This is a genomic window from Pseudomonas sp. LBUM1668 (assembly GCF_059695715.1).
In genome coordinates this window covers 5,600,317-5,619,897 of the sequence record NZ_CP166787.1, presented here as the reverse complement: position 1 = coordinate 5,619,897, position 19,581 = coordinate 5,600,317, and the positions used below count along the sequence as shown (strand labels likewise).

The window sequence follows — 19,581 nt, the reverse complement described above, 5'->3', positions numbered from 1 at the left end:
CGAGAAGTGTCGGCAAAAACTACCTGGACACGCAGTAAGGCCGGCCCAGGCGTTTTGTTAAGCTGATATTGCAGCACTGCGTTGCCGCAACCGTAATACGCGCGACCGGATTTGTGCTCACGTTACAGCGCTGCCTCGGCGCGACACATGCTCGGCAATGAGGTGCCGGACGGTGCGAGCGGTGGCTCCGGCAATGGCTGCTGAACGACAGTCGCCCCCACCGTTGCGACGCGCCAGCGATCGGCGGACAAGTGTCGCTTCATTGCTTCGTGGACTTGCTTGAGCGTCAGACGCTGTATCTGTTGCACGGTGTAATCAAGGTCGAGTGGCAGGTCATGTTGGTTGATTGCCTCCAGTCGGGCGAGTATTTGTCCGTTGCTGGCGCTCTGCAGGGCGCGACTGTTGGCCAACCGAATCTTGATCTGGTCGAGCTCCTGCTGTGTCGGCCCGTCGCGCAGATAGTCACTGAACATTGACCGGATCAATGCCAGCGTCGCCTGGCTCAGTGACGGACTGACCTGCAGGGAGATGGTCATCACGCCTGCCGTGGCCCAATTGGAGTTTTCTGCGTGTACGTTGTACACCAGCCCGCGCTTTTCCCGCAGTTCACTCATCAGTCGACTGCTGGGTGTGCCACCAAAAATCAGATTGGCCACGTACAACGCTGCATAGTCCGGGTGCTGGCGCGACACGCTGCGCTGGGCAAGCTTCAGGTGGGTCTGGGTCAGTGGCCGTTCCTCATGACGGGTCAGGTCGGTGCCGTCCGCTGTTTGCACAGGCATAGGCGGTGGGGGAGTGCCACCCACAGGCATGACCGGCAGGGCATTGCTGATTTGCAGACTGATCGCCTTGGCCTGTGCCAGCGTCAAATCCCCCACCAAAGTGATTTGTGCCTGACTGGCGGTATAGAAGCGCTGGTGAAATTGCTCCACGTCTGTGCGTGTTATCGCTGTCAGACCCTCATTCGTGCCATAGAGCGGCACTGAGTAAGGAATGTTCGGGGCCAGCAGTTTCCTGACCAGGTCCTCCGCCAGTTTGTCATCGTCCCGGGATGCGCTGGCGATACGGTCTTTTAGTGCTTTTTTGACCTTCTTCAACGCGTCGTCGGTCAACAGCGATTCGCCGAGCATCTGCGTAATCAACTGCAGTGCCGGTGCACTTTTCTGTGCATTGCTCAAGCTGCGCAACGACAGCGTGACGCGTTCATGCTCGATGCTCAAATCAAGCTGCGCACCGAGGTCATCGAATGTCTGGACAATCGCGGGAAAGTCTTTACCCGGCACGCCTTCAATAAGCATCCTCAGCGTCGTTGCGGCGAGTCCCGGCAGGCTGCTGTCCCGGGCGCTGCCGGCAGTGAAGCTGACTTGCAGATCGAACATCGGCAGCTCTGTGGTGCGGATGAACAGCACTTTGGTGCCGGTCTGCGTTTTCCAGCCCTTGATTGACGTCGCCCGTGGCGTTATGGGCTCAGGTGTCAGCTCTTTCAATGATTCCAGGCGCGGCGTGGGGAAGTTTGCCGGCGTAATGGAGACCGTGGATGCCAATGTCCGGGCGCAGGTCAGGCAGGCGATTAGTCCGAGCACAAGGCAAACGCGCCATGGTCGACGAAGGTAGCTAATCATGGTGCCACCTTCTTCAATACATGGGCGACGCTCACACGCTCTCGTGTCAGATAGCGCTCGGCAGCCTGTTGGATATCAGTGGGTGTCACCTGTGCGAGTTCGTCGGCATCCCGATCCATCGATTGCCATGACAGGCCGATACTTTCAAGTGTGGCCAGCCTGTTGGCTTGAGCCATGATGGAGTCTTGCGCATACACTTGCTTGGCAATCAACTGAGTTCGCGCGCGTTCCAGCTCCTCGGGAGCAGGTGCAGTGGTTCGCAGTTCTTCGATGATTTTCCAGATCCGCGCCTCGGCAGCGTCGATATCATTGGCGTGGGTACCGGCAAGTACGGCTGTCACTGTCAGTAGCGAGTCACCTCGGGTCAGGTAGGCATACGAGGTGTCGATCTCGCTGAAAACCTGATCAGCGTAACGCAGGCGTTTTTGCAGAGGTGAACTGTTCGTACCGCCCAGCAATATGTTGAGCAGACGTAGTGCGTGTGCTGATCGCGGGTTTTGAGCGGTGGCCAGTCCTGGCACATTAAAGGCCAGGATCAGTTGAGGCGCGGGCACAGGAAGGTACAGCTTCAACTTGCGTTCACCCGGCGCTGCCAGCTCGGTGGGTCGCAATAATCGGGGAGCCGGCCGCTTGGCGAGCGGGCCGAAGTAGCGCTCTGCGAGCTTCTTGACCTGGTCTACTGTCACATCACCGACGACGACCAGCGTGGCGTTACCGGGTACGTAGTGGAGGTGATACCACTTGCGCAGGTTTTCGGCGTTTAACCGGTGCAAGTCATGCATCCAGCCGATAATCGGTGTGCGATAGCTGCTTGCCAGGTGTGCCACGCTCTGCAGGCGCTCTTGGGCCAGACTATGGTTATCATCGTCAATCCTCAAGCGACGCTCTTCGCGAATGACCGCCATTTCCGGGACCAGATCGGAATCACGCAAGTGGGCGGTCGACATCAGATCAGCCATCAGCTCGAACGCGACGCCCAGATACTTTGGCGCGAGGGTCTGGTAGTAAACCGTGGCATCTTTGTAGGTTGAGGCGTTATGTCGGGCGCCCAGCGTGTCAAGAATCGCCGCCGCCTCACCTGCGCAGGTTTTGCTGCTGCCTTTGTAGAGCATGTGCTCGAGCGCGTGGGAGAGCCCGGTCTGACCCGGCGCCTCGTCGGCAGAGCCAACCTGGAACCGCAGTTGCGAGGTTGCCAATGGCGCGCGATGGTCTTCGCGCACAAGCACTTTCAGGCCATTTTGCAGAGTGAATTGATGAGTCGGCGGGGGCGGGGAGGCCAGCGTCATCAATGGCGCCAGGCAAAGAAAAAGCAGCATCCGGCTGCATAGCGTGTCCATACGTGAATCGTCCTCAGTGGTTAGCGCAAATTGTGCTAGCCACTGTGGCGAGATTTGAAGGGCTGCGTGCGGTATCTATCTATCGCACGTCAGCGCCCATGAGCCCAGAGCTCAGGCGCTGCGCTGCCACAACGAGTAATAAACGCGACCGGATTTCTGCTCGCGGTGCAGGCGCCAGTTGCCTGGCAAACCGAGGGTCGAAGGTGCGGTTTCGCTTTCGGTGTAGACCCAGGCATCGTCGGCCAGCCACTGACGCTCTTCGAGCAGTGCGCACACGGCGGGCAGCAGGTTCTGGTTGAACGGCGGGTCAAGGAACACCAGGTCATACGCGGTGGCAGTTTGCGTTTCCAGATAGCGCAGGGCGTCGGCGGTCTGTACCTGACCGTTGGTGCAGCGCAGGGTGCCAAGATGCTCCTTGAGGCTGGAGACCGCGATGTTACTGGCGTCCAGCGCCTGGCCCATGGCGGCGCCACGGGACAGTGCTTCGAGAAACAGCGCGCCGCTGCCGGCGAACGGATCGAATACCTTGGCGCCCTCCACGTAAGGCGCGAGCCAGTTGAACAGCGTCTCACGCACGCGGTCCGGCGTTGGGCGCAGCCCCGGCGCGTCAGGGAAGCTCAGCTTGCGGCTGCCCCATTCACCACCAATGATGCGCAGTTGATTCACGCCGTTGTGCACGTTGTGAACAGGTTTTTTCGGACGAGTAGCCATTAATGCTCCGGAACCCCGAGCGGTTGCTCGGCAGGTTTATCAGATGGGGCCGGTAACGGCTTTTGCGGCACGGTCGGGCCAGCGGTGACGATGACCATTTTGTCCGTGCTCAAATGTTTGTTCAGAGCGTCGCGGACTTGTTCCACGGTCAGGCTCTGGGACTGACGCATGAAGTCATCCAGGTAGCTCAACGGCAGATTATAGAAGCCCATGGCGCCAAGTTGGCCAACAATGTCGGCGTTGCTCGCGGTGGACAGCGGGAAGCTGCCGGCCAGTTCGCGTTTGGCGTCGTCGAGTTCTTTCTGGGTCGGACCGGTTTTCAGGTAGTCGGCAAGCACGTCCTGCACCAGCTTCAGCGTGCCTTCGCTCATTTCGGCGCGGGTCTGCAGGTTGATCAGGAACGGGCCGCGAACCTGCATCGGGCTGAAGCCGGAATACACGCCATAGGCCAGCCCGCGTTTCTCGCGAACTTCGCTCATCAACCGGGTGCCGAAACCCCCGCCGCCGAGGATCTGGTTGCCCATCGACAATGCCGCGTAGTCCGGGTCATCGCGGTCGATGCCCAACTGCGCGATCATCAGGTTGCTCTGCTTCGATGGGAACTCGATATGACCGACACTGGCTTGCGGTTCCTGTGGCTGGGCGATCTTCGCCATTGCCGGGCCTTTCGGCAGGGCAGCGGAAACCTGATTGGCAATCGCCTCGGCGTCAGCGCGGGACAGGTCACCGACCAGCGCGATCACCACGTTGCCGGCAGCGTAGGCTTTGGCGTGGAATTCACGCAGTTGCGCAAGGGTGATCTTCGGTACGCTCTGCTCGTTGCCGTCGCTCGAATGCGCGTACGGGTGATCGCCATACAGGCGCTTCATCAGCTCCAGGCTGGCAAGTTTGCCAGGGTTCTGTTTCTGGTATTCGAAGCCGGCGAGCATCTGATTCTTGATACGCGCGAACGAGTCGGCAGGGAAGGTCGGTTTGCCGACGACTTCCGAGAACAGCTTCAATGCCGGTTCGCGCTGCTCAGCGGCGCTCAGACTGCGCAGCGAAGCCAGTGCCATGTCCTTGAAAGCGCCATTGCCGAAATCCGCACCGAGGCCTTCGAAACCCTGGGCGATGGCACCGACATCCTTGCCAGCCACACCTTCATTGAGCATCGCGTTGGTCAGCACCGCCAGACCCGGCGCATTGCCGTCCTGACTGCTGCCGGCAGCGAAGATCAGGCGCATGTCGAACATCGGCAGCTCGTGGGCTTCGACGAACAGTACCTTGGCGCCTTCGGCGGTGTTCCAGGTCTGCACGTCGAGTTTGCGGCTGGCCGGGGCCTTGCCGTCGAGTTCGGCCAGCGATTGCAGCTTTTGCGTGGACTTGGCGTTGTCCAGTGCTTCGCTCGCCTTGCTGTCAGCGCTTGGCGACAGATAGAAAGCAGTGGCGCCGATCACCGCGACCGCGATCAGGCCAAGCAACAACAGGCGTGGGGTTTTGCGCTCACTCATGAGTCGTCTCCAGTGGCAGTACGTGGGCGACGCTGAGACGTTCGCGGGTGAAATAAAGCTTGGCGGCGTTCTGGATGTCTTGCGGGGTCACGCTTTCCAGATCGGCCAGTTCGGTGTCCATCAGTTTCCACGACAGGCCGACGGTCTCAAGCTGACCGATGGCCGTGGCCTGACTGGTGATCGAATCACGTTCGTAAACCAGACCGGCAATCACTTGCGCGCGGACGCGCTCCAGTTCTTCGGCGGACGGCGCGGTGGTTTTCAACTGCTCCAGCAACTTCCACAGGCCGGCCTCGGCTTGCGCCATGGTCTTTTTCTTCTGGGTGTTCGGCGTGGCCGACAAGGTAAACAGGCTGTCGCCGCGAGTGTAGGCGTCGTAGCTCGACGAGCCGCCGGACACCAGCTCTTCACCGCGCTCCAGTTGGGTCGGAATGCGTCCGCTGTAGCCGCCATCGAGCAGCGCCGAAATCAACCGCAGCGCGTTGACCGAGCGTTTGTCCTCGGCAGTGGCGATGCTTGGCACGTTAAAACCGAGCATCAGGCTAGGCAGTTGTGTCTGCACATGCAGGGTAATCTTGCGCTCGCCGGGCTCGGCCAGTTCCAGCGGTTGTTTCGCCGGTGGCACGTCGCGTTTGGCGATCGGGCCGAAGTAGCGTTGGGCGAGGGTTTTGACTTCGTCCGGGGTGACGTCGCCGACGACCACCAACGTGGCGTTGTTCGGCACGTACCAGGATTGATACCAGTGGCGCAACTCTTCAACCTTCATCCGGTCGAGGTCAGCCATCCAGCCGATGGTCGGCGTGTGGTAGCCGCTGGCGGGGTAAGCCATCGCTTTGTAGCGTTCGTAAGCCTTGGACATTGGCTTGTCATCGGTGCGCAGACGGCGCTCTTCCTTGATGACTTCGATTTCCTTGGCGAACTCGTCGGCCGGCAGGCGCAGGTTGGCCATGCGATCGGCTTCCAGTTCGAAAGCCACGCCCAGACGGTCGCGCGCCAACACCTGGTAATAAGCGGTGAAGTCATCGCTGGTGAAAGCGTTCTCTTCGGCGCCGAGGTCGCGCAGGATCAGCGAGGCCTCACCGGGGCCGACTTTTTCGCTGCCCTTGAACATCATGTGCTCAAGCGCGTGGGACAGACCGGTCTGGCCCGGGGTTTCGTAGCTGGAACCGACCTTGTACCAGACTTGCGACACCACCACCGGCGCGCGATGGTCTTCGCGCACGACGACCTTCAAGCCGTTGTCGAGAGTGAATTCGTGGGTCGGTTGCGGGTCGGCCGCCAGGGCCGAAAGGGGCAGGCAGACTGTGCTGAACAGCAGGCCTGCAGCGCGGCGGGCTAGAGCATTCATTCGTTTTTTAACCTGTTGGGCTGCCCGCTTGGTCTTAGCCTAGGCGGGCGAGGAGGTGCTAGGATACTGATCCGTTTTACTGGCGGCCACGCCTATCAGGCCTTTGATCGGTCGATAGGTTGTATGGGTTCCCGGCAGAAGCTTTGAGTTTGTCAGCTAAACTCTGCGTTTTCGCCGACGATGCCGTTCCAGTCCTTCGTGTTAATCGACCTTTGAGGCGTCTTTGGCGCCTCGACAAAATGTTGCGCGTGAACAAGCTGGGCTAAACACAGTCTGTTCTGCATCGAATATTTATTTGCCGGGGCGCCCTTATGGCGCGTCGCTACCGTGAGATAGCCGTCCTCCATGTTTGGTTCCAACGACGACAAGAAGACCCCAGCTGCGGCTGGCGAGAAGAAAAGCCTGTTCGGATGGCTGCGTAAGAAACCGCAGGAACCCGTCGTCGAACAGCCGCCCGCAATTCCTGAACCGGCCCCGGCGCCTGCTCCTTCAATAGAAGAAGAGCCGGCTCCGATTGTGCTGCCGATTGCCGAGCCGGTGTTGCAACCGGTTGAGCCAGAACCAGAGCCTGAAGCGCCTGTGGCGGCTGAGCTGCCGCTGACTTCGGCGGCTGAGCCATGGCTGACCTTGCCAGTGGCGGAAGAGCCGGTGGCGTTGGTTGAAGAGGCTGCGCCGCATATCACCCCGCAGATTCCTGCGCCTGCTGCGTTTGTTTCAGAGGTCGCTCCGGCGCCTGTGGTTGAGCCGGTTGGCGAGCCTGTGCCGGTGCTTGTAGCGCCCGTTGTTGCAGAACCAGTCACTGAAACTATCGCTTCCGAGCCCGTTGCTCCGGCCGTTGTTGCTCCTGCTGCGCCAATCGTTCAACAGCCCGAGCCAGTACCTGCCCCCGTCGTTGCTGCCCCGGTCTTGCCGGTCGAAGTGGTTACCGAAGCCCCCGTCGAAGCCCCGCGCACCGAAGAAACCAAAGCCGGTTTCTTCGCCCGCCTCAAGCAAGGTCTGTCGAAAACCAGCGCCAGCATTGGCGAGGGCATGGCCAGCCTGTTCCTCGGTCGCAAAACCATCGATGACGAGCTGCTCGACGACCTCGAGACCCGTCTGCTGACCGCCGACGTTGGCGTCGAAGCCACTACACAGATCATCCAGCGCCTGACCCAGAAAGTCGCCCGCAAGGAACTTGCCGACGCCGATGCGTTGTACAAATCCCTGCAGGCCGAACTGGCTGCGATGCTCAAACCGGTCGAGCAGCCGCTGAAAATCGTGTCGCAGAACAAGCCGTTCGTGATCCTTGTGGTCGGCGTCAACGGTGCCGGCAAGACCACCACCATCGGCAAACTGGCGAAGAAACTGCAGCTGGAAGGCAAGAAAGTCATGCTGGCCGCCGGTGACACCTTCCGCGCTGCTGCGGTGGAGCAATTGCAGGTCTGGGGCGAACGCAACAAGATCCCGGTGATTGCCCAGCACACCGGCGCCGATTCCGCTTCGGTGATCTTCGACGCCGTGCAAGCCGCCAAGGCGCGTGGCATCGACGTGCTGATCGCCGACACCGCCGGTCGTCTGCACACCAAAGACAATCTGATGGAAGAGCTGAAAAAGGTTCGCCGCGTAATCGGCAAGCTCGACGCCGACGCGCCGCACGAAGTGCTGCTGGTACTCGACGCCGGTACCGGTCAGAACGCCATCAACCAGGCCAAGCAATTCAACCAGACCGTCGAACTGACCGGCCTGGCGCTGACCAAACTCGACGGCACCGCCAAAGGTGGGGTGATCTTCGCCCTGGCCAAGCAGTTCGGTCTGCCGATTCGCTATATCGGCGTCGGTGAAGGCATCGACGATTTGCGTACCTTTGAAGCCGAACCCTTTGTCCAGGCACTCTTTGCCGAGCGGGAGCGTTCATGATTCGTTTCGAACAGGTCGGTAAACGCTACCCGAACGGTCACGTCGGCTTGCATGAGCTGAGCTTTCGAGTCCGTCGTGGCGAGTTCTTGTTTGTGACCGGCCATTCTGGTGCCGGTAAATCCACGTTGTTGCGCCTGTTGCTGGCGATGGAGCGTCCGAGCAGCGGCAAGCTGCTGCTCGCCGGGCAAGACCTGAGCACCATCAGCAATGCGCAGATTCCGTTCCTGCGTCGGCAGATCGGCGTGGTGTTCCAGAACCATCAGTTGCTGTTCGATCGCACGGTGTTTAACAACGTCGCGTTGCCGTTGCAGATTCTCGGGCTGTCCAAGGCCGAAATCGCCAAGCGGGTCGATTCGGCGCTGGAGCGCGTGGCGCTGTCGGACAAAACCAGTCTGTACCCAGGCGACTTGTCCACCGGTCAGCAACAGCGCGTCGGCATCGCCCGCGCCATCGTCCACCGTCCGGCCCTGCTGCTGGCGGACGAACCGACCGGTAACCTCGACCCGCGTCTGGCGGCCGAGATCATGGGCGTGTTCGAAGACATCAACCGTTTGGGCACCAGCGTGCTGATCGCCAGTCACGACCTGGCGCTGATCGCCCGGATGCGTCACCGCATGCTGACCCTGCAACGCGGCCGATTGATCGGCGACGGGGAGGCCGGGGTATGAGTGCCACTCGCAGTCCGAAGGTTTCCGAGCGCGTGGCCCCGAAGGCCGCCGATCCGCAACCGGCAAAGAAGAAAAAACACGACGATGATGACGGCCCCGACTTCGCCACGCTGTTCCGCGCCTGGGTCGAAAGCCATCGCGCCAGCCTGCTCGACAGCCTGCGTCGTCTCGGCAAGCAGCCGATCGGCAGTTTCTTCACCTGCATGGTGATGGCAGTGGCGCTGAGCCTGCCGATGGGCCTTTCGCTGTTGCTCAATAACGTCGAGCGTCTCGGCGGATCGTGGCAGCGTGCGGCGCAGATCTCGCTGTACCTGCAACTCGACGCCAGCCCGGAGCAGGGCGAGTCGTTGCGCGAACAGATCAAAGGCATGCCCGGCGTAGCTGATGCTGAATATGTCGGGCGCGATCAGGCGCTGGAAGAGTTTCAACGGCAGTCGGGATTGGGCGAAGCCCTGCGCGAGCTGCCGGAAAACCCTTTACCGGGCGTTGTGCTGGTGACGCCGAACGAGGTCGACAAGACCACGCTGGAAGCATTAAGACAAAAACTTTCCGAGCTGCCCAAGGTACAACAGGCGCAACTTGATCTAGTCTGGGTCGAACGTCTGGCCGCCATCCTCAAGCTCGGCGATCGTTTTGTCTTCGGTCTGACAGTGCTGCTGGTTTCTGCATTACTTTTGGTGATAGGCAATACCATTCGTCTTCATATTGAAAACCGCCGCACAGAGATAGAAGTGATTAAACTCGTCGGCGGCACTGACAGCTATGTACGGCGTCCTTTCCTTTATATGGGCGCGCTGTATGGCTTCGGTGCGGGGCTGTTGTCCTGGGGCGTATTGGCGTTCGGCCTCGACTGGCTGAACGACGCGGTGGTTGGGCTGGCCGGCTTGTACGGCAGTGATTTCGCGCTGGCCGGAGTGCCAGTTGCCGATGGTCTGTCGCTCTTGCTTGGCGCGGTGCTGTTGGGTTATATCGGTGCATGGATTGCAGTCGCACGTCATCTCAGGGAGCTGGCGCCGAAGTAGAATCTTTTTTGCGCGTGATTGGCCTTACGGTTTTTGGGAACTTGTACCTGAGTTCCCGGTCAATTTTTCGCAGTGCTGAGAAGCACGAGTATGTAAGTCGGAGGTTTTTTCGTATGACCAATTCTTTGCAACCTGCGTACGCGTTGGTTCCAGGCGCAAACCTGGAAGCCTATGTGCACACCGTGAACAGCATTCCATTGCTGACGCCGGAGCAGGAGCGTGAACTGGCCGAGAGTCTCTATTATGAGCAGGATTTGGGGGCGGCTCGGCAGATGGTGCTCGCCCACCTGCGTTTTGTCGTACACATTGCCCGTAGCTATAGCGGCTACGGTCTGGCTCAGGCTGACCTGATCCAGGAAGGTAACGTCGGCCTGATGAAGGCCGTAAAGCGCTTCAACCCGGAAATGGGTGTGCGCCTGGTGTCGTTCGCTGTGCACTGGATCAAGGCGGAAATTCACGAGTTCATCCTGCGCAACTGGCGCATTGTGAAAGTCGCGACCACCAAGGCCCAGCGCAAGCTGTTCTTCAACCTGCGCAGCCAGAAGAAGCGTCTGGCGTGGCTGAACAATGAGGAAGTCCACCGTGTGGCGGAAAGCCTCGGCGTCGAGCCGCGGGAAGTGCGCGAGATGGAAAGTCGCCTGACCGGCCATGACATGGCTTTCGACCCGGCTGCGGAAGCGGACGACGACAGCGCTTTCCAGTCGCCGGCCAACTATCTGGAAGACCACCGGTACGACCCGGCGCGTCAACTGGAAGATGCCGACTGGAGCGACAACTCCAACAACAACCTGCACGAAGCACTGGAAGTGCTGGACGAACGCAGCCGCGACATCCTCTACCAGCGTTGGCTGGCAGAAGAGAAAGCCACGCTGCACGACCTGGCGCAGAAGTACAACGTGTCGGCCGAGCGAATCCGTCAGCTCGAAAAGAGCGCGATGAACAAGCTCAAGTTGTCGATTGCCGCATAACCGGCGCCTCGACAACAAAAAACGCCCCGATCAGCGATGATCAGGGCGTTTTTGTTTGAAGATCAAAAGATCGCAGCGTGCCGCAGCTCCTACACGGGACCCGCATTCACCTGTGGGAGCTGCCGAATCTTGAAGTCACTGCGCCCACGGCACCCGCCGCGAATCATTCAGACTCAGCAGATAACTCGTCCCACCCAACTGACTCATTTGCTGCCGAATCCAGCCAGCCCGGCGCGCGACATAAGCCGTCGGATGGCTCGCACTCCACACCCGCGGATTGGGTAATACCGCCGCCAGATAACTCGCTTGCTGTCGGGACAACGATTTCGCGCTCACGCCGAAATGATGTCGCGCAGCGGCTTCGGCGCCAAACACGCCGTCATCCCACTCGACACTGTTCAGGTACACCTCGAGAATCCGCTGCTTGGGCCACAACACCTCGATCAGCGCAGTAAACCAGGCTTCCAGGCCTTTACGCAGATAGCTGCGCCCGGCCCACAGAAACAGGTTTTTCGACACTTGCTGGCTCAACGTACTGGCGCCGCGAATTGAGCCGCCGAGTTCGTTATGCGCCAGAGCAGCCTGGATTGCGCTGAAATCAAAGCCCCAATGCTCGGGAAACTTCTGATCTTCGCCAGCCATGACCGCCACCTTGAGATCGTCGGAAATCTCGTCCCACGGCTTCCAGGTGCGCTGCAGGTCGATCGGCTCGCCGTCGATCCAGGATTCGACCTTGCGCTCGACCATCAGCGCGGTGCCCGGCGGCGGTACGAAGCGAAATATCAGCACCAGCAATACGCTGCCCCCCGCGAACCAGAGCAGGGCCTTCGTGAGACGACGGAAAATTGAACGCAACATAGAGATGGCTTGGCCGAACCCGTGGAGCGGGCCATTATACAGACCCTGCCGATCGAGTCTGACTGGAGTTCCCAATGCTGCGTGGCTTTTTGATGCTGGCCGCTTTTTTTGGTTTCACGGGTGTCGCGCTGGGTGCGTTTGCCGCCCACGGCCTGAAAAGCCGTCTGACACCTGAGTATCTGGCGATTTTCCACACGGGCGTCACCTATCAACTGGTGCACACCCTGGCGCTGTTCGGCGTCGCGCTGCTGGCCACGCATGTTCAGGGCCGACTGGTCACCTGGGCCGGTGTGTCCTTCACTGCTGGCATTCTACTGTTCTCCGGCAGCCTTTACGTGCTGACCACCACCGGCATCAGCAAGCTCGGCATCATCACCCCGTTCGGCGGCCTCGCCTTCCTGATCGGCTGGCTGTGCCTGGGCCTCGCCGCGTGGCGCCTGACCTGACCCACCCTCCGACCTGAACTGATCGGAAACCGCTCCCTGTAGGAGCTGCCGCAGGCTGCGATCTTTTGATTTTGAAAAACAACATCAAAAGATCGCAGCCTGCGGCAGCTCCTACAGGGGCCTGGCCAATTCACCGGGGCAGCGGGTTTCAAGACGAATGGCTTGGGTCGCCCTGTCTGATCGGGCTAGAATGCCAGCCCCTAAAAATGATGGCGGCATTGCGCATGCGCATTCAGTTGAACGGCGAATCCCTTGAACTGCCCGACGGTGAAACCGTTGCGGCCCTGATTACCCGTCTGGAACTGACCGGACGCCGGGTAGCAGTGGAACTCAATCTGGATATCGTCCCGCGCAGCCAGCATGCCAGCACCACGCTCAATGAAGGCGACAACGTAGAAGTGGTGCACGCCATCGGCGGCGGCTAGTCGCGCGGCCCGCAAGGGCACAGAATTCTGCAAGACCCTCACCCCTAAAGAGGATTCCCCATGAGCATCGTTCGTAGCGACAAGCCTTTTGTGCTGGCCGGTCGTACTTACCAGTCGCGTTTGCTGGTCGGTACCGGCAAGTACCGTGACATGGATGAAACCCGCCAGGCCATCGAAGCCTCGGGTGCCGAGATCGTCACCTTCGCAGTGCGCCGCACCAACCTGGGCCAGATCGAAGGCGAACCGAACCTGCTCGATGTATTGTCGCCGGATCGCTACACCTTCCTGCCGAACACCGCCGGTTGCTACGACGCGATCGAAGCCGTGCGCACCTGCCGCCTGGCCCGTGAGCTGCTCGATGGCCACAATCTGGTGAAGCTGGAAGTGTTGGCCGACCAGAAAACCCTGTTCCCCAACGTGATCGAAACCCTCAAGGCCGCCGAAACGCTGGTCAAGGAAGGCTTCGACGTGATGGTCTACACCAGTGATGACCCGATCATCGCCCGTCAACTGGCGGAAATCGGCTGCATCGCCGTCATGCCGCTGGCCGGCCTGATCGGCTCTGGCCTGGGTATCTGCAATCCATACAACCTGCAGATCATCCTCGAAGAAGCAAAGATTCCGGTATTGGTAGACGCCGGTGTCGGCACCGCTTCCGATGCCACCATCGCCATGGAACTGGGCTGCGACGCCGTACTGATGAACTCGGCGATCGCCCACGCCGGTCAACCGGTGATGATGGCCCAAGCCATGCAACATGCGATCGTCGCGGGCCGTCTGGCCTACCTCGCCGGCCGCATGCCGAAAAAACTCTATGCCAGCGCCTCTTCGCCGCTGGATGGTCTGATCAAGTAAGAGCCAAGATGACTGAATCGAACGACACGCCTATCCAGCCGGAAGAGGGCGACGAGCGCCAACACCGCCGCATCAAGAGTTTCGTGATGCGCGCCGGGCGCATGACCGAAGGCCAGCAGAAAGGTCTGGATCAAGGCACGCCGCTGTTCGTGCTGCCATTGGCCGATGCGCCGGTGGATTACGATCAGGTTTTCGGCCGCTCGGCACCGCGCTCGCTGGAGATCGGTTTCGGCATGGGCCATTCGCTGCTGGAAATGGCCGCTGCTGCACCGGATCAGGATTTCATCGGCGTTGAAGTTCACCGTCCGGGTGTCGGCGCGCTGCTCAATGGCGTACTGACGCAGGGCCTGACCAACCTGCGGGTCTACGATTGCGATGCGATCGAAGTGCTCAACCGCTGCATCGCCGACAACAGCCTCGACCGCCTGATGCTGTTCTTCCCGGATCCGTGGCACAAGAGCCGTCACCATAAGCGTCGTATCGTTCAGGCGTCGTTCGCTGAGTTGGTGCGCAGCAAGTTGAAGGTTGGCGGCATTCTGCACATGGCCACCGACTGGGAGCCGTACGCCGAATACATGCTGGAAGTCATGAACGTCGCCCCGGGCTACCGCAACCTCGCCGAAGACGGCAAGTGCGTCCCACGCCCGGCCGAACGCCCGATCACCAAGTTCGAACGCCGCGGCGAACGTCTTGGGCATGGCGTGTGGGATCTGAAGTTCGAAAAGCAGTCCTGAGCCTCACGCAACACCATGTAGGAGCTGCGGCACGCTGCGATCTTTTGATCTTGATTCTGAAGATCAAAGATCGCAGCGTGCCGCAGCTCCTACGTTGTTTTTGGGGTGTGGTCAGGAGGAAATGAAGTCGACCGGCACGTGTGCTGTCAGCCAGACGCCATTCTCGGCCTGATAGAACTTGAAACCTTGTTCCTGCATCTGCTGCGCGGCGACTTTCAGAATGACCACGGTGCCGTAGCGTTGGCCTACGGCTGAGGCAGTGTCGGTTTCTGCCGAGAGATGCACGTGATGGCGCGATCCGGCGATCAAGCCTTGCTGGTTGATCGAGTCCATGAAGCGCGTTGCCGTGCCGTGATACAGCGTTTCTGGTGGCTGCTTTTCCTCAAGCTGCAGCTCGACGCTCTTGGTCGAGTGCCCCTGCACAGCTCGGATCTGCTGGGCGTCTTCGGAAATGGAAAAGCGCTTCTTGTCGCTGCTCGCCACGACAGTTTCGATCAGCGCACGATCGAGAGTGCGACCGTTGCGTGCCGCGCCGCTGATCAGCGCTTCAATATCCGCCCAGCCTTCGGAGTCCAGCGTCAGGCCAATTGCCTGAGGCTCGTGACGCAACACGAAACTGAGAAACTTACTTGTTTCGTCCAGCAGTTTCTTACTCATGAACTTCCCTGATTCTCGACGTATTCCCATGTAGGAGCTGCGGCACGCTGCGATCTTTTGATTTTGTTTTTCAAGATCAAAAGATCGCAGCGTGCCGCAGCTCCTACAGTTGTTTTGGGGTTGCTGAAAGTTCAGCGGCGGTCAGCGACTACGCCGATCAGCACCAGTACCACCAACAACACCGGCGCCAGGCTGTAGTTGTTGAACTGGCTCAGGCCTTTGATCACCCATGGTGTGGCGTAGATCAGTGCTGCGCCGCTACCGACCATGCACAGCAGCGCCATCAGCGGGACGCGCAGGGCGCCGGCAATGCTGCCCAAGCGTTGCTCGACCCAGCCTTTGAAGTCGGCACCGAACAGCACCAGCAGGCAGCCGACCAGTGCCAAGGCGATTTCCGAGAGGTTGCTGCGGCTCCAGCGGGAGACGGTGGCGAGCAGGTCGAGTATCAAATCCATGGGTTTTTCCTTAGGGCTGCCATTGGGCGTTGGGCTCAGCTCAGAAATTTCTGCAGCAAATCGTTGAGGAACAATTGTCCGCGTTCGGTGGCCGCCAGACGTGACGGTTCGACCTGCAACAGGCCGCTTTGTTCGGCGTCCGCGCGGGCCTCGGCGAGACTGTCGAGCGACAGCCCGGTGCGCTCCGGATACAGGCGCGACTCCACACCATCAGTCAGGCGCAACGCGTTCATCAGAAAGTCGAACGGCAGCTCATCATTAGTCAGCGATTTCTCGCCAGCCTGAAAGTTTTTCGCCGGATTCAGATAGTCCTTCGGCAGCCGCGTCTTCCACGTCCGTACGATGCGGCCGTCCGGATGACTCAACTTGCCATGCGCACCCGCGCCAATCCCGATGAAGTCGCCAAAGCTCCAGTAATTGAGGTTATGCCGCGCCGGGCGACCGGGTTGGGCGTAAGCCGACACTTCGTATTGCGCGTAACCGTGCTCAGCCAGAAATGCCTGTCCGGCCTCTTGAATGTCCCACAGCGTGTCGTCTTCCGGCAGCACCGGCGGCTGGTTCCAGAACACCGTGTTCGGTTCTAGCGTCAGTTGATACCAGGAAATGTGCGTCGGCTTCAGTTCGATGGCCTGGCGCAGATCGCTCAGCGCATCGTCCAGCGACTGATCGGGCAAACCGTGCATCAAGTCGAGGTTGAAGTTATCAAACCCGGCCTGACGGGCCATGCCGGCGGCGCGCACTGCTTCGTCACCGTTGTGGATGCGGCCGAGGGCTTCAAGCTTCTGCTGCTGGAAGCTCTGGATACCGATCGACAGGCGATTGATCCCCAGTTTGCGATACGCAACGAACTTCTCTTGCTCGAACGTCCCGGGGTTGGCTTCCAGAGTGATTTCGATGTCGTGAGCAAACGGAATACGCTGCTCGACGCCCTCCAGCAAACGCCCCAGCGCCTCGGCGCTGAACAGGCTCGGCGTACCGCCGCCGAAGAAAATCGAGCTGATCTCGCGACCGTAGACCGCATGCAAATCCTGATCGAGGTCGGCCAGCAACGCGTCGACGTACTCCTGCTCCGGCAGCACCGGGCTGGCGGTGTGCGAGTTGAAGTCGCAATACGGGCATTTGCGCACACACCACGGGATGTGGATGTATAGCGAAAGAGGCGGCAATGTCGGCAGCGGAGCGCGAGGCGAAGAAGCGGCGCCGCCGACTATCAGCGACGACGCAGAAGAGTCGCGGGTCATTTCAAGCCCAGACGCTGGCGCAGCAGATCCATTGCACGGGCGCGGTGGCTGATCTGGTTCTTGTCGGCAGGCGTCAGCTCGGCGCTGGAGCAATCGCGCTCCGGCACCCAGAACAGCGGGTCGTAACCAAAGCCATGTTCGCCGCTGGCAGCCGTCAGCATGCGTCCGTGCCACAAGCCTTCGCAGAGGATCGGTAGCGGATCGTCAGCGTGACGCACCAGTGCCAAAACACAAACGAACTGCGCGCCGCGCTCGGCCTCAGGAACGTCCTTCAAGGCGTCGAGCAGTTTGGCGTTGTTCGCCGCATCGCCCTTGCCGTCGGCGTACCGTGCCGAGTAGATGCCCGGCGCACCGCCGAGGAAGTCCACCGCCAGACCGGAATCGTCGGCCAGCGCCGGCAGCCCGGAAATGCGTGCGGCATTGCGCGCCTTGAGGATCGCGTTCTCGACGAACGACAGACCGGTTTCTTCCGGCTCCACGTTGCTCCACTCGCCGATCGAGCGCAGTTGCACCGATTCGCCGAGCATGGCCTGGAGTTCCTTGAGTTTGCCGGCGTTGTGGCTGGCCAGTACGAGCTGCTTGAGGTTCATCATTCGCCGGGGAAAAGTTCTTGGTTGAAATTGATGGTGTTGATCTTGTCGCCGTTCTGCACCTTGATTTCAAAGGTGCGGGTTTCCTGCTGTTCCACCGGGTATTGGGCGATGTAATAGATCGCACCCTGTTCGGTGACCTGGCGGAAATTCAGCGGCACGCTTTTGCTGGTCAGGTCTTTGACCGTGCCGGTGACGTTGGCGACCAGTGGTTTGCCGTCCTTGATCACCGAGACATTGATCACGCCTTGGTTCTTGCTGCGGATCAGTTCGGCAGCCTTGGCGATGTCAGGCGTGAGAAAGGTGGAATTGAAGGTGTTGTAGTGAACGGTGACATCACCAAACACTTCCTTGCGCGCGCCCTTGATCGCGTCGGCGGCGACTGCCGAAAAGCTCAGGCATGCCGCCAACAGCGTGCCAATCAAACGTCCCATGATCGTTCTCCTCGAATGTCAGACCGCGATTTGGTGATCTGCTAGCACCGGGCTACTCACGCGGTAGATACCAATCTCACCTAACAGATTAGGCCATAGCTTACTGGCCCACCCGTGGCGGTGCTGTTGATCCACGGCAAGCCGATCAATGACCTTCGCGTCACGTTCGCGGCAAAGTGCTTCAAAGTCTTCAAAGGTGCAGAAGTGAATGTTCGGCGTGTTGTACCAGGTGTAGGGCAAAAACTCCGACACCGGCATGCGTCCCTTGCTCGCCAGATACCAGCGGCAGCGCCAGTGGCCGAAGTTGGGGAAGGTGATGATGCACTGGCGACCGACCCGCAGCATTTCGTCGAGGATCTTGTCCGGGTAGTGCACGGCTTGCAGGGCCTGGGTCATCACGACGATGTCGAAACTGTTGCTGGCAAAGTTGCCGAGGCCCTTGTCCAGGTCCTGCTCGATGACGTTGACGCCTTTGGCCACGCACTGGGCAATGTTGTCCGCGTCGTTTTCCAGGCCATAACCGGTGACCTGCTTGTTGTCGCGCAGCCAGGTCAGCAGCTCGCCGTCACCACAACCGAGGTCGAGGACGCGGCTGCCGGCGGGGATCCATTCCTGGATGATTTCCAGATCAGCTCTCATGGCTTTCTCACAGCGTGATGCGGTTCATGTAATTGCCGAACGCCTGCAAGTAGCGAGGGATCGGAATCAGGAAGGCGTCGTGGCCCTGCGGTGCGTCGATTTCCAGATAGCTGACGTCTTTGCGTGCCGCCATCAGCGCATCTACCAGCTCACGCGAGCGCGCCGGGGAGAAACGCCAGTCGGTGGTGAACGACATCACGCAGAACTTGGCCGTGGCGTTCTCGAAGGTTTTCGCCAGGTTATCGTCGAAGTTCGCCGCCGGATCAAAGTAATCCAGCGCCTTGGTCATCAACAGATAGGTGTTGGCGTCGAAGCGTCCGGAGAACTCTTCGCCCTGATAACGCAAGTAGCTTTCGACCTGGAACTCGACACTGTGGAAGTCGTAGTTGAGCTTCTCGCTCTTGAGGCCACGGCCAAATTTCTCGCCCATCGAGTCATCGGACAGGTAGGTGATATGGCCGACCATGCGCGCCAGCATCAGGCCGCGCTTGGGGATTACACCCGCTTCCTGGAACGAACCACCGTGGAATTCGGGGTCAGTGAGAATCGCCTGGCGTGCCACTTCATTGAAAGCGATGTTCTGCGCCGACAGCTTGGGCGCCGAGGCGATGGCCAGGCAGTGACGCACGCGATCCGGATAAGTGATGGTCCATTGCAGCGCCTGCATACCACCGAGGCTACCGCCGATCACCGCGGCCCACTGGCCGATGCCGAGCAGGTCAGCGAGACGCGCCTGGCTGTGCACCCAGTCTTCCACGGTGAGCACCGGGAAATCGGCGCCGAACGGTTTGCCGGTCTCAGGGTTAATGCTGCTCGGGCCAGTGGAGCCGTTGCAGCCGCCCAAATTATTCAGGCTGACCACGAAGAACTTGCTGGTATCGATCGGTTTGCCAGGGCCGATGCAGCTGTCCCACCAACCGGGTTTGCGGTCGTCGGCGCTGTGATAACCGGCGGCGTGATGATGGCCGGATAAGGCGTGGCAGATCAGCACGGCGTTGCTCGCCTGTGCGTTCAGCGTGCCGTAGGTTTCGTAGATCAGGTCATAGGCTGGCAGCGAGCGGCCACAGGCCAGGGCCAGAGGTTCGCTGAAGTGCGCCGTTTGCGGCGTCACCAGACCAACAGAATCGGCGGGAAAGGCAGTTGGCATCGACCCTGCTCTCGTTGAAATGAGGCGTAAGTCTAAAG

Annotated in this window: 21 protein-coding genes; 8 read left to right on the top strand and 13 right to left on the bottom strand. The window is 60.1% G+C overall.

All coding sequences use genetic code 11. From position 1 onward, the window contains the following. Positions 1-122: 122 nt before the first annotated feature. The 5 genes from ACA061_RS25365 to ACA061_RS25345 form a co-directional block, all read right to left on the bottom strand. Positions 123-1,622, bottom strand: coding sequence for a M16 family metallopeptidase (locus ACA061_RS25365; RefSeq protein ID WP_497300243.1), 1,500 nt, complete (start codon positions 1,620-1,622; stop codon positions 123-125). Further along, a complete protein-coding gene (locus ACA061_RS25360; RefSeq protein WP_497300242.1) occupies positions 1,619-2,959 on the bottom strand; it encodes a M16 family metallopeptidase in 1,341 nt (446 codons plus the stop codon). Before ACA061_RS25360 ends, ACA061_RS25365 begins: the two co-directional genes overlap by 4 nt. 111 nt (positions 2,960-3,070) lie before the next feature. Beyond that, entirely contained in the window at positions 3,071-3,670 is a 600-nt protein-coding gene (rsmD, locus tag ACA061_RS25355) for a 16S rRNA (guanine(966)-N(2))-methyltransferase RsmD (protein ID WP_210553461.1), read from the bottom strand. After that, positions 3,670-5,160, bottom strand: a complete 1,491-nt coding sequence (locus ACA061_RS25350) for a M16 family metallopeptidase (RefSeq protein ID WP_150601990.1) — start codon at positions 5,158-5,160, stop codon at positions 3,670-3,672. Before ACA061_RS25350 ends, rsmD begins: the two co-directional genes overlap by 1 nt. Then, positions 5,153-6,508: a M16 family metallopeptidase gene (locus tag ACA061_RS25345; RefSeq protein ID WP_115147105.1), complete on the bottom strand. Its 1,356-nt coding sequence runs from the start codon at positions 6,506-6,508 to the stop codon at positions 5,153-5,155. Before ACA061_RS25345 ends, ACA061_RS25350 begins: the two co-directional genes overlap by 8 nt. A gap of 345 nt (positions 6,509-6,853) precedes the next feature. Here ACA061_RS25345 and ftsY point away from each other — a divergent pair, with 345 nt between their 5' ends. The 4 genes from ftsY to rpoH all read left to right on the top strand — a co-directional run bounded on the left by ftsY (position 6,854) and on the right by rpoH (position 11,062). After that, on the top strand, positions 6,854-8,404 hold the full coding sequence (ftsY, locus tag ACA061_RS25340; RefSeq protein WP_497300241.1) for a signal recognition particle-docking protein FtsY: 1,551 nt from the start codon (positions 6,854-6,856) through the stop codon (positions 8,402-8,404). Continuing rightward, positions 8,401-9,072 (top strand): cell division ATP-binding protein FtsE, encoded by a 672-nt coding sequence (gene ftsE / locus ACA061_RS25335; protein ID WP_150601987.1) that lies wholly within the window; start codon positions 8,401-8,403, stop codon positions 9,070-9,072. Before ftsY ends, ftsE begins: the two co-directional genes overlap by 4 nt. After that, positions 9,069-10,094 carry a permease-like cell division protein FtsX gene (gene ftsX / locus ACA061_RS25330; RefSeq protein WP_497300240.1) on the top strand — a complete coding sequence of 342 codons (1,026 nt, stop codon included), beginning with the start codon at positions 9,069-9,071 and terminating at the stop codon, positions 10,092-10,094. Before ftsE ends, ftsX begins: the two co-directional genes overlap by 4 nt. Before the next feature lie 113 nt (positions 10,095-10,207). Next, positions 10,208-11,062, top strand: coding sequence for an RNA polymerase sigma factor RpoH (gene rpoH, locus ACA061_RS25325; protein ID WP_042561557.1), 855 nt, complete (start codon positions 10,208-10,210; stop codon positions 11,060-11,062). A 135-nt stretch (positions 11,063-11,197) separates the two neighbouring features. Here rpoH and mtgA read toward each other — a convergent pair whose 3' ends face one another. Next, positions 11,198-11,920 (bottom strand): monofunctional biosynthetic peptidoglycan transglycosylase, encoded by a 723-nt coding sequence (gene mtgA / locus ACA061_RS25320; RefSeq protein WP_150601986.1) that lies wholly within the window; start codon positions 11,918-11,920, stop codon positions 11,198-11,200. A 74-nt stretch (positions 11,921-11,994) separates the two neighbouring features. Here mtgA and ACA061_RS25315 point away from each other — a divergent pair, with 74 nt between their 5' ends. From ACA061_RS25315 to trmB, 4 genes are all read left to right on the top strand, one after another. After that, the gene (locus ACA061_RS25315; protein ID WP_497300239.1) at positions 11,995-12,366 is read left to right on the top strand and encodes a DUF423 domain-containing protein; all 372 of its coding nucleotides are present in this window, start codon (positions 11,995-11,997) and stop codon (positions 12,364-12,366) included. Between the two features lie 224 nt (positions 12,367-12,590). Continuing rightward, positions 12,591-12,791, top strand: coding sequence for a sulfur carrier protein ThiS (thiS, locus tag ACA061_RS25310; RefSeq protein WP_210553466.1), 201 nt, complete (start codon positions 12,591-12,593; stop codon positions 12,789-12,791). A 60-nt stretch (positions 12,792-12,851) separates the two neighbouring features. Beyond that, positions 12,852-13,646, top strand: a complete 795-nt coding sequence (locus tag ACA061_RS25305) for a thiazole synthase (protein WP_150601984.1) — start codon at positions 12,852-12,854, stop codon at positions 13,644-13,646. Between the two features lie 8 nt (positions 13,647-13,654). After that, positions 13,655-14,380 (top strand): tRNA (guanosine(46)-N7)-methyltransferase TrmB, encoded by a 726-nt coding sequence (trmB, locus tag ACA061_RS25300; RefSeq protein WP_008083818.1) that lies wholly within the window; start codon positions 13,655-13,657, stop codon positions 14,378-14,380. Positions 14,381-14,491: 111 nt separating this feature from the next. On the opposite strand, the gene ACA061_RS25295 is transcribed toward trmB, so the two are convergent. From ACA061_RS25295 to metX, 7 genes are all read right to left on the bottom strand, one after another. Beyond that, positions 14,492-15,037, bottom strand: a complete 546-nt coding sequence (locus ACA061_RS25295) for an RNA 2'-phosphotransferase (RefSeq protein WP_150601983.1) — start codon at positions 15,035-15,037, stop codon at positions 14,492-14,494. Between the two features lie 131 nt (positions 15,038-15,168). Further along, positions 15,169-15,492: a DUF3392 domain-containing protein gene (locus ACA061_RS25290; protein WP_150593591.1), complete on the bottom strand. Its 324-nt coding sequence runs from the start codon at positions 15,490-15,492 to the stop codon at positions 15,169-15,171. 35 nt (positions 15,493-15,527) lie between these two features. Then, positions 15,528-16,733 (bottom strand): radical SAM family heme chaperone HemW, encoded by a 1,206-nt coding sequence (hemW, locus tag ACA061_RS25285; protein ID WP_497300238.1) that lies wholly within the window; start codon positions 16,731-16,733, stop codon positions 15,528-15,530. Then, entirely contained in the window at positions 16,730-17,326 is a 597-nt protein-coding gene (gene rdgB, locus ACA061_RS25280) for an RdgB/HAM1 family non-canonical purine NTP pyrophosphatase (RefSeq protein WP_042561550.1), read from the bottom strand. Before rdgB ends, hemW begins: the two co-directional genes overlap by 4 nt. Next, positions 17,323-17,757: a DUF4426 domain-containing protein gene (locus ACA061_RS25275; protein WP_497300237.1), complete on the bottom strand. Its 435-nt coding sequence runs from the start codon at positions 17,755-17,757 to the stop codon at positions 17,323-17,325. The genes rdgB and ACA061_RS25275 overlap by 4 nt, the downstream gene beginning before the upstream one ends. Before the next feature lie 18 nt (positions 17,758-17,775). After that, a complete protein-coding gene (metW, locus tag ACA061_RS25270) occupies positions 17,776-18,396 on the bottom strand; it encodes a methionine biosynthesis protein MetW (protein ID WP_210700611.1) in 621 nt (206 codons plus the stop codon). A 7-nt stretch (positions 18,397-18,403) separates the two neighbouring features. After that, a complete protein-coding gene (gene metX / locus ACA061_RS25265; protein ID WP_150617841.1) occupies positions 18,404-19,543 on the bottom strand; it encodes a homoserine O-succinyltransferase MetX in 1,140 nt (379 codons plus the stop codon). Positions 19,544-19,581: the final 38 nt, after the last annotated feature.

Excerpts from the sequence above, each read along its gene's own strand:
- hemW (WP_497300238.1), bottom strand. The coding sequence starts at position 16,733 with ATGACCCGCGACTCTTCTGCGTCGTCGCTGATAGTCGGCGGCGCCGCT.
- ACA061_RS25275 (WP_497300237.1), bottom strand. The coding sequence starts at position 17,757 with ATGGGACGTTTGATTGGCACGCTGTTGGCGGCATGCCTGAGCTTTTCG.
- ACA061_RS25315 (WP_497300239.1), top strand. The coding sequence starts at position 11,995 with ATGCTGCGTGGCTTTTTGATGCTGGCCGCTTTTTTTGGTTTCACGGGT.
- rsmD (WP_210553461.1), bottom strand. The coding sequence starts at position 3,670 with ATGGCTACTCGTCCGAAAAAACCTGTTCACAACGTGCACAACGGCGTG.
- metX (WP_150617841.1), bottom strand. The coding sequence starts at position 19,543 with ATGCCAACTGCCTTTCCCGCCGATTCTGTTGGTCTGGTGACGCCGCAA.
- ACA061_RS25350 (WP_150601990.1), bottom strand. The coding sequence starts at position 5,160 with ATGAGTGAGCGCAAAACCCCACGCCTGTTGTTGCTTGGCCTGATCGCG.
- mtgA (WP_150601986.1), bottom strand. The coding sequence starts at position 11,920 with ATGTTGCGTTCAATTTTCCGTCGTCTCACGAAGGCCCTGCTCTGGTTC.
- ACA061_RS25365 (WP_497300243.1), bottom strand. The coding sequence starts at position 1,622 with ATGATTAGCTACCTTCGTCGACCATGGCGCGTTTGCCTTGTGCTCGGA.
- ACA061_RS25360 (WP_497300242.1), bottom strand. The coding sequence starts at position 2,959 with ATGGACACGCTATGCAGCCGGATGCTGCTTTTTCTTTGCCTGGCGCCA.
- ftsY (WP_497300241.1), top strand. The coding sequence starts at position 6,854 with ATGTTTGGTTCCAACGACGACAAGAAGACCCCAGCTGCGGCTGGCGAG.
- ACA061_RS25345 (WP_115147105.1), bottom strand. The coding sequence starts at position 6,508 with ATGAATGCTCTAGCCCGCCGCGCTGCAGGCCTGCTGTTCAGCACAGTC.
- metW (WP_210700611.1), bottom strand. The coding sequence starts at position 18,396 with ATGAGAGCTGATCTGGAAATCATCCAGGAATGGATCCCCGCCGGCAGC.
- rdgB (WP_042561550.1), bottom strand. The coding sequence starts at position 17,326 with ATGATGAACCTCAAGCAGCTCGTACTGGCCAGCCACAACGCCGGCAAA.
- ftsX (WP_497300240.1), top strand. The coding sequence starts at position 9,069 with ATGAGTGCCACTCGCAGTCCGAAGGTTTCCGAGCGCGTGGCCCCGAAG.
- ACA061_RS25290 (WP_150593591.1), bottom strand. The coding sequence starts at position 15,492 with ATGGATTTGATACTCGACCTGCTCGCCACCGTCTCCCGCTGGAGCCGC.
- rpoH (WP_042561557.1), top strand. The coding sequence starts at position 10,208 with ATGACCAATTCTTTGCAACCTGCGTACGCGTTGGTTCCAGGCGCAAAC.
- ACA061_RS25295 (WP_150601983.1), bottom strand. The coding sequence starts at position 15,037 with ATGAGTAAGAAACTGCTGGACGAAACAAGTAAGTTTCTCAGTTTCGTG.
- ACA061_RS25305 (WP_150601984.1), top strand. The coding sequence starts at position 12,852 with ATGAGCATCGTTCGTAGCGACAAGCCTTTTGTGCTGGCCGGTCGTACT.
- ftsE (WP_150601987.1), top strand. The coding sequence starts at position 8,401 with ATGATTCGTTTCGAACAGGTCGGTAAACGCTACCCGAACGGTCACGTC.
- thiS (WP_210553466.1), top strand. The coding sequence starts at position 12,591 with ATGCGCATTCAGTTGAACGGCGAATCCCTTGAACTGCCCGACGGTGAA.
- trmB (WP_008083818.1), top strand. The coding sequence starts at position 13,655 with ATGACTGAATCGAACGACACGCCTATCCAGCCGGAAGAGGGCGACGAG.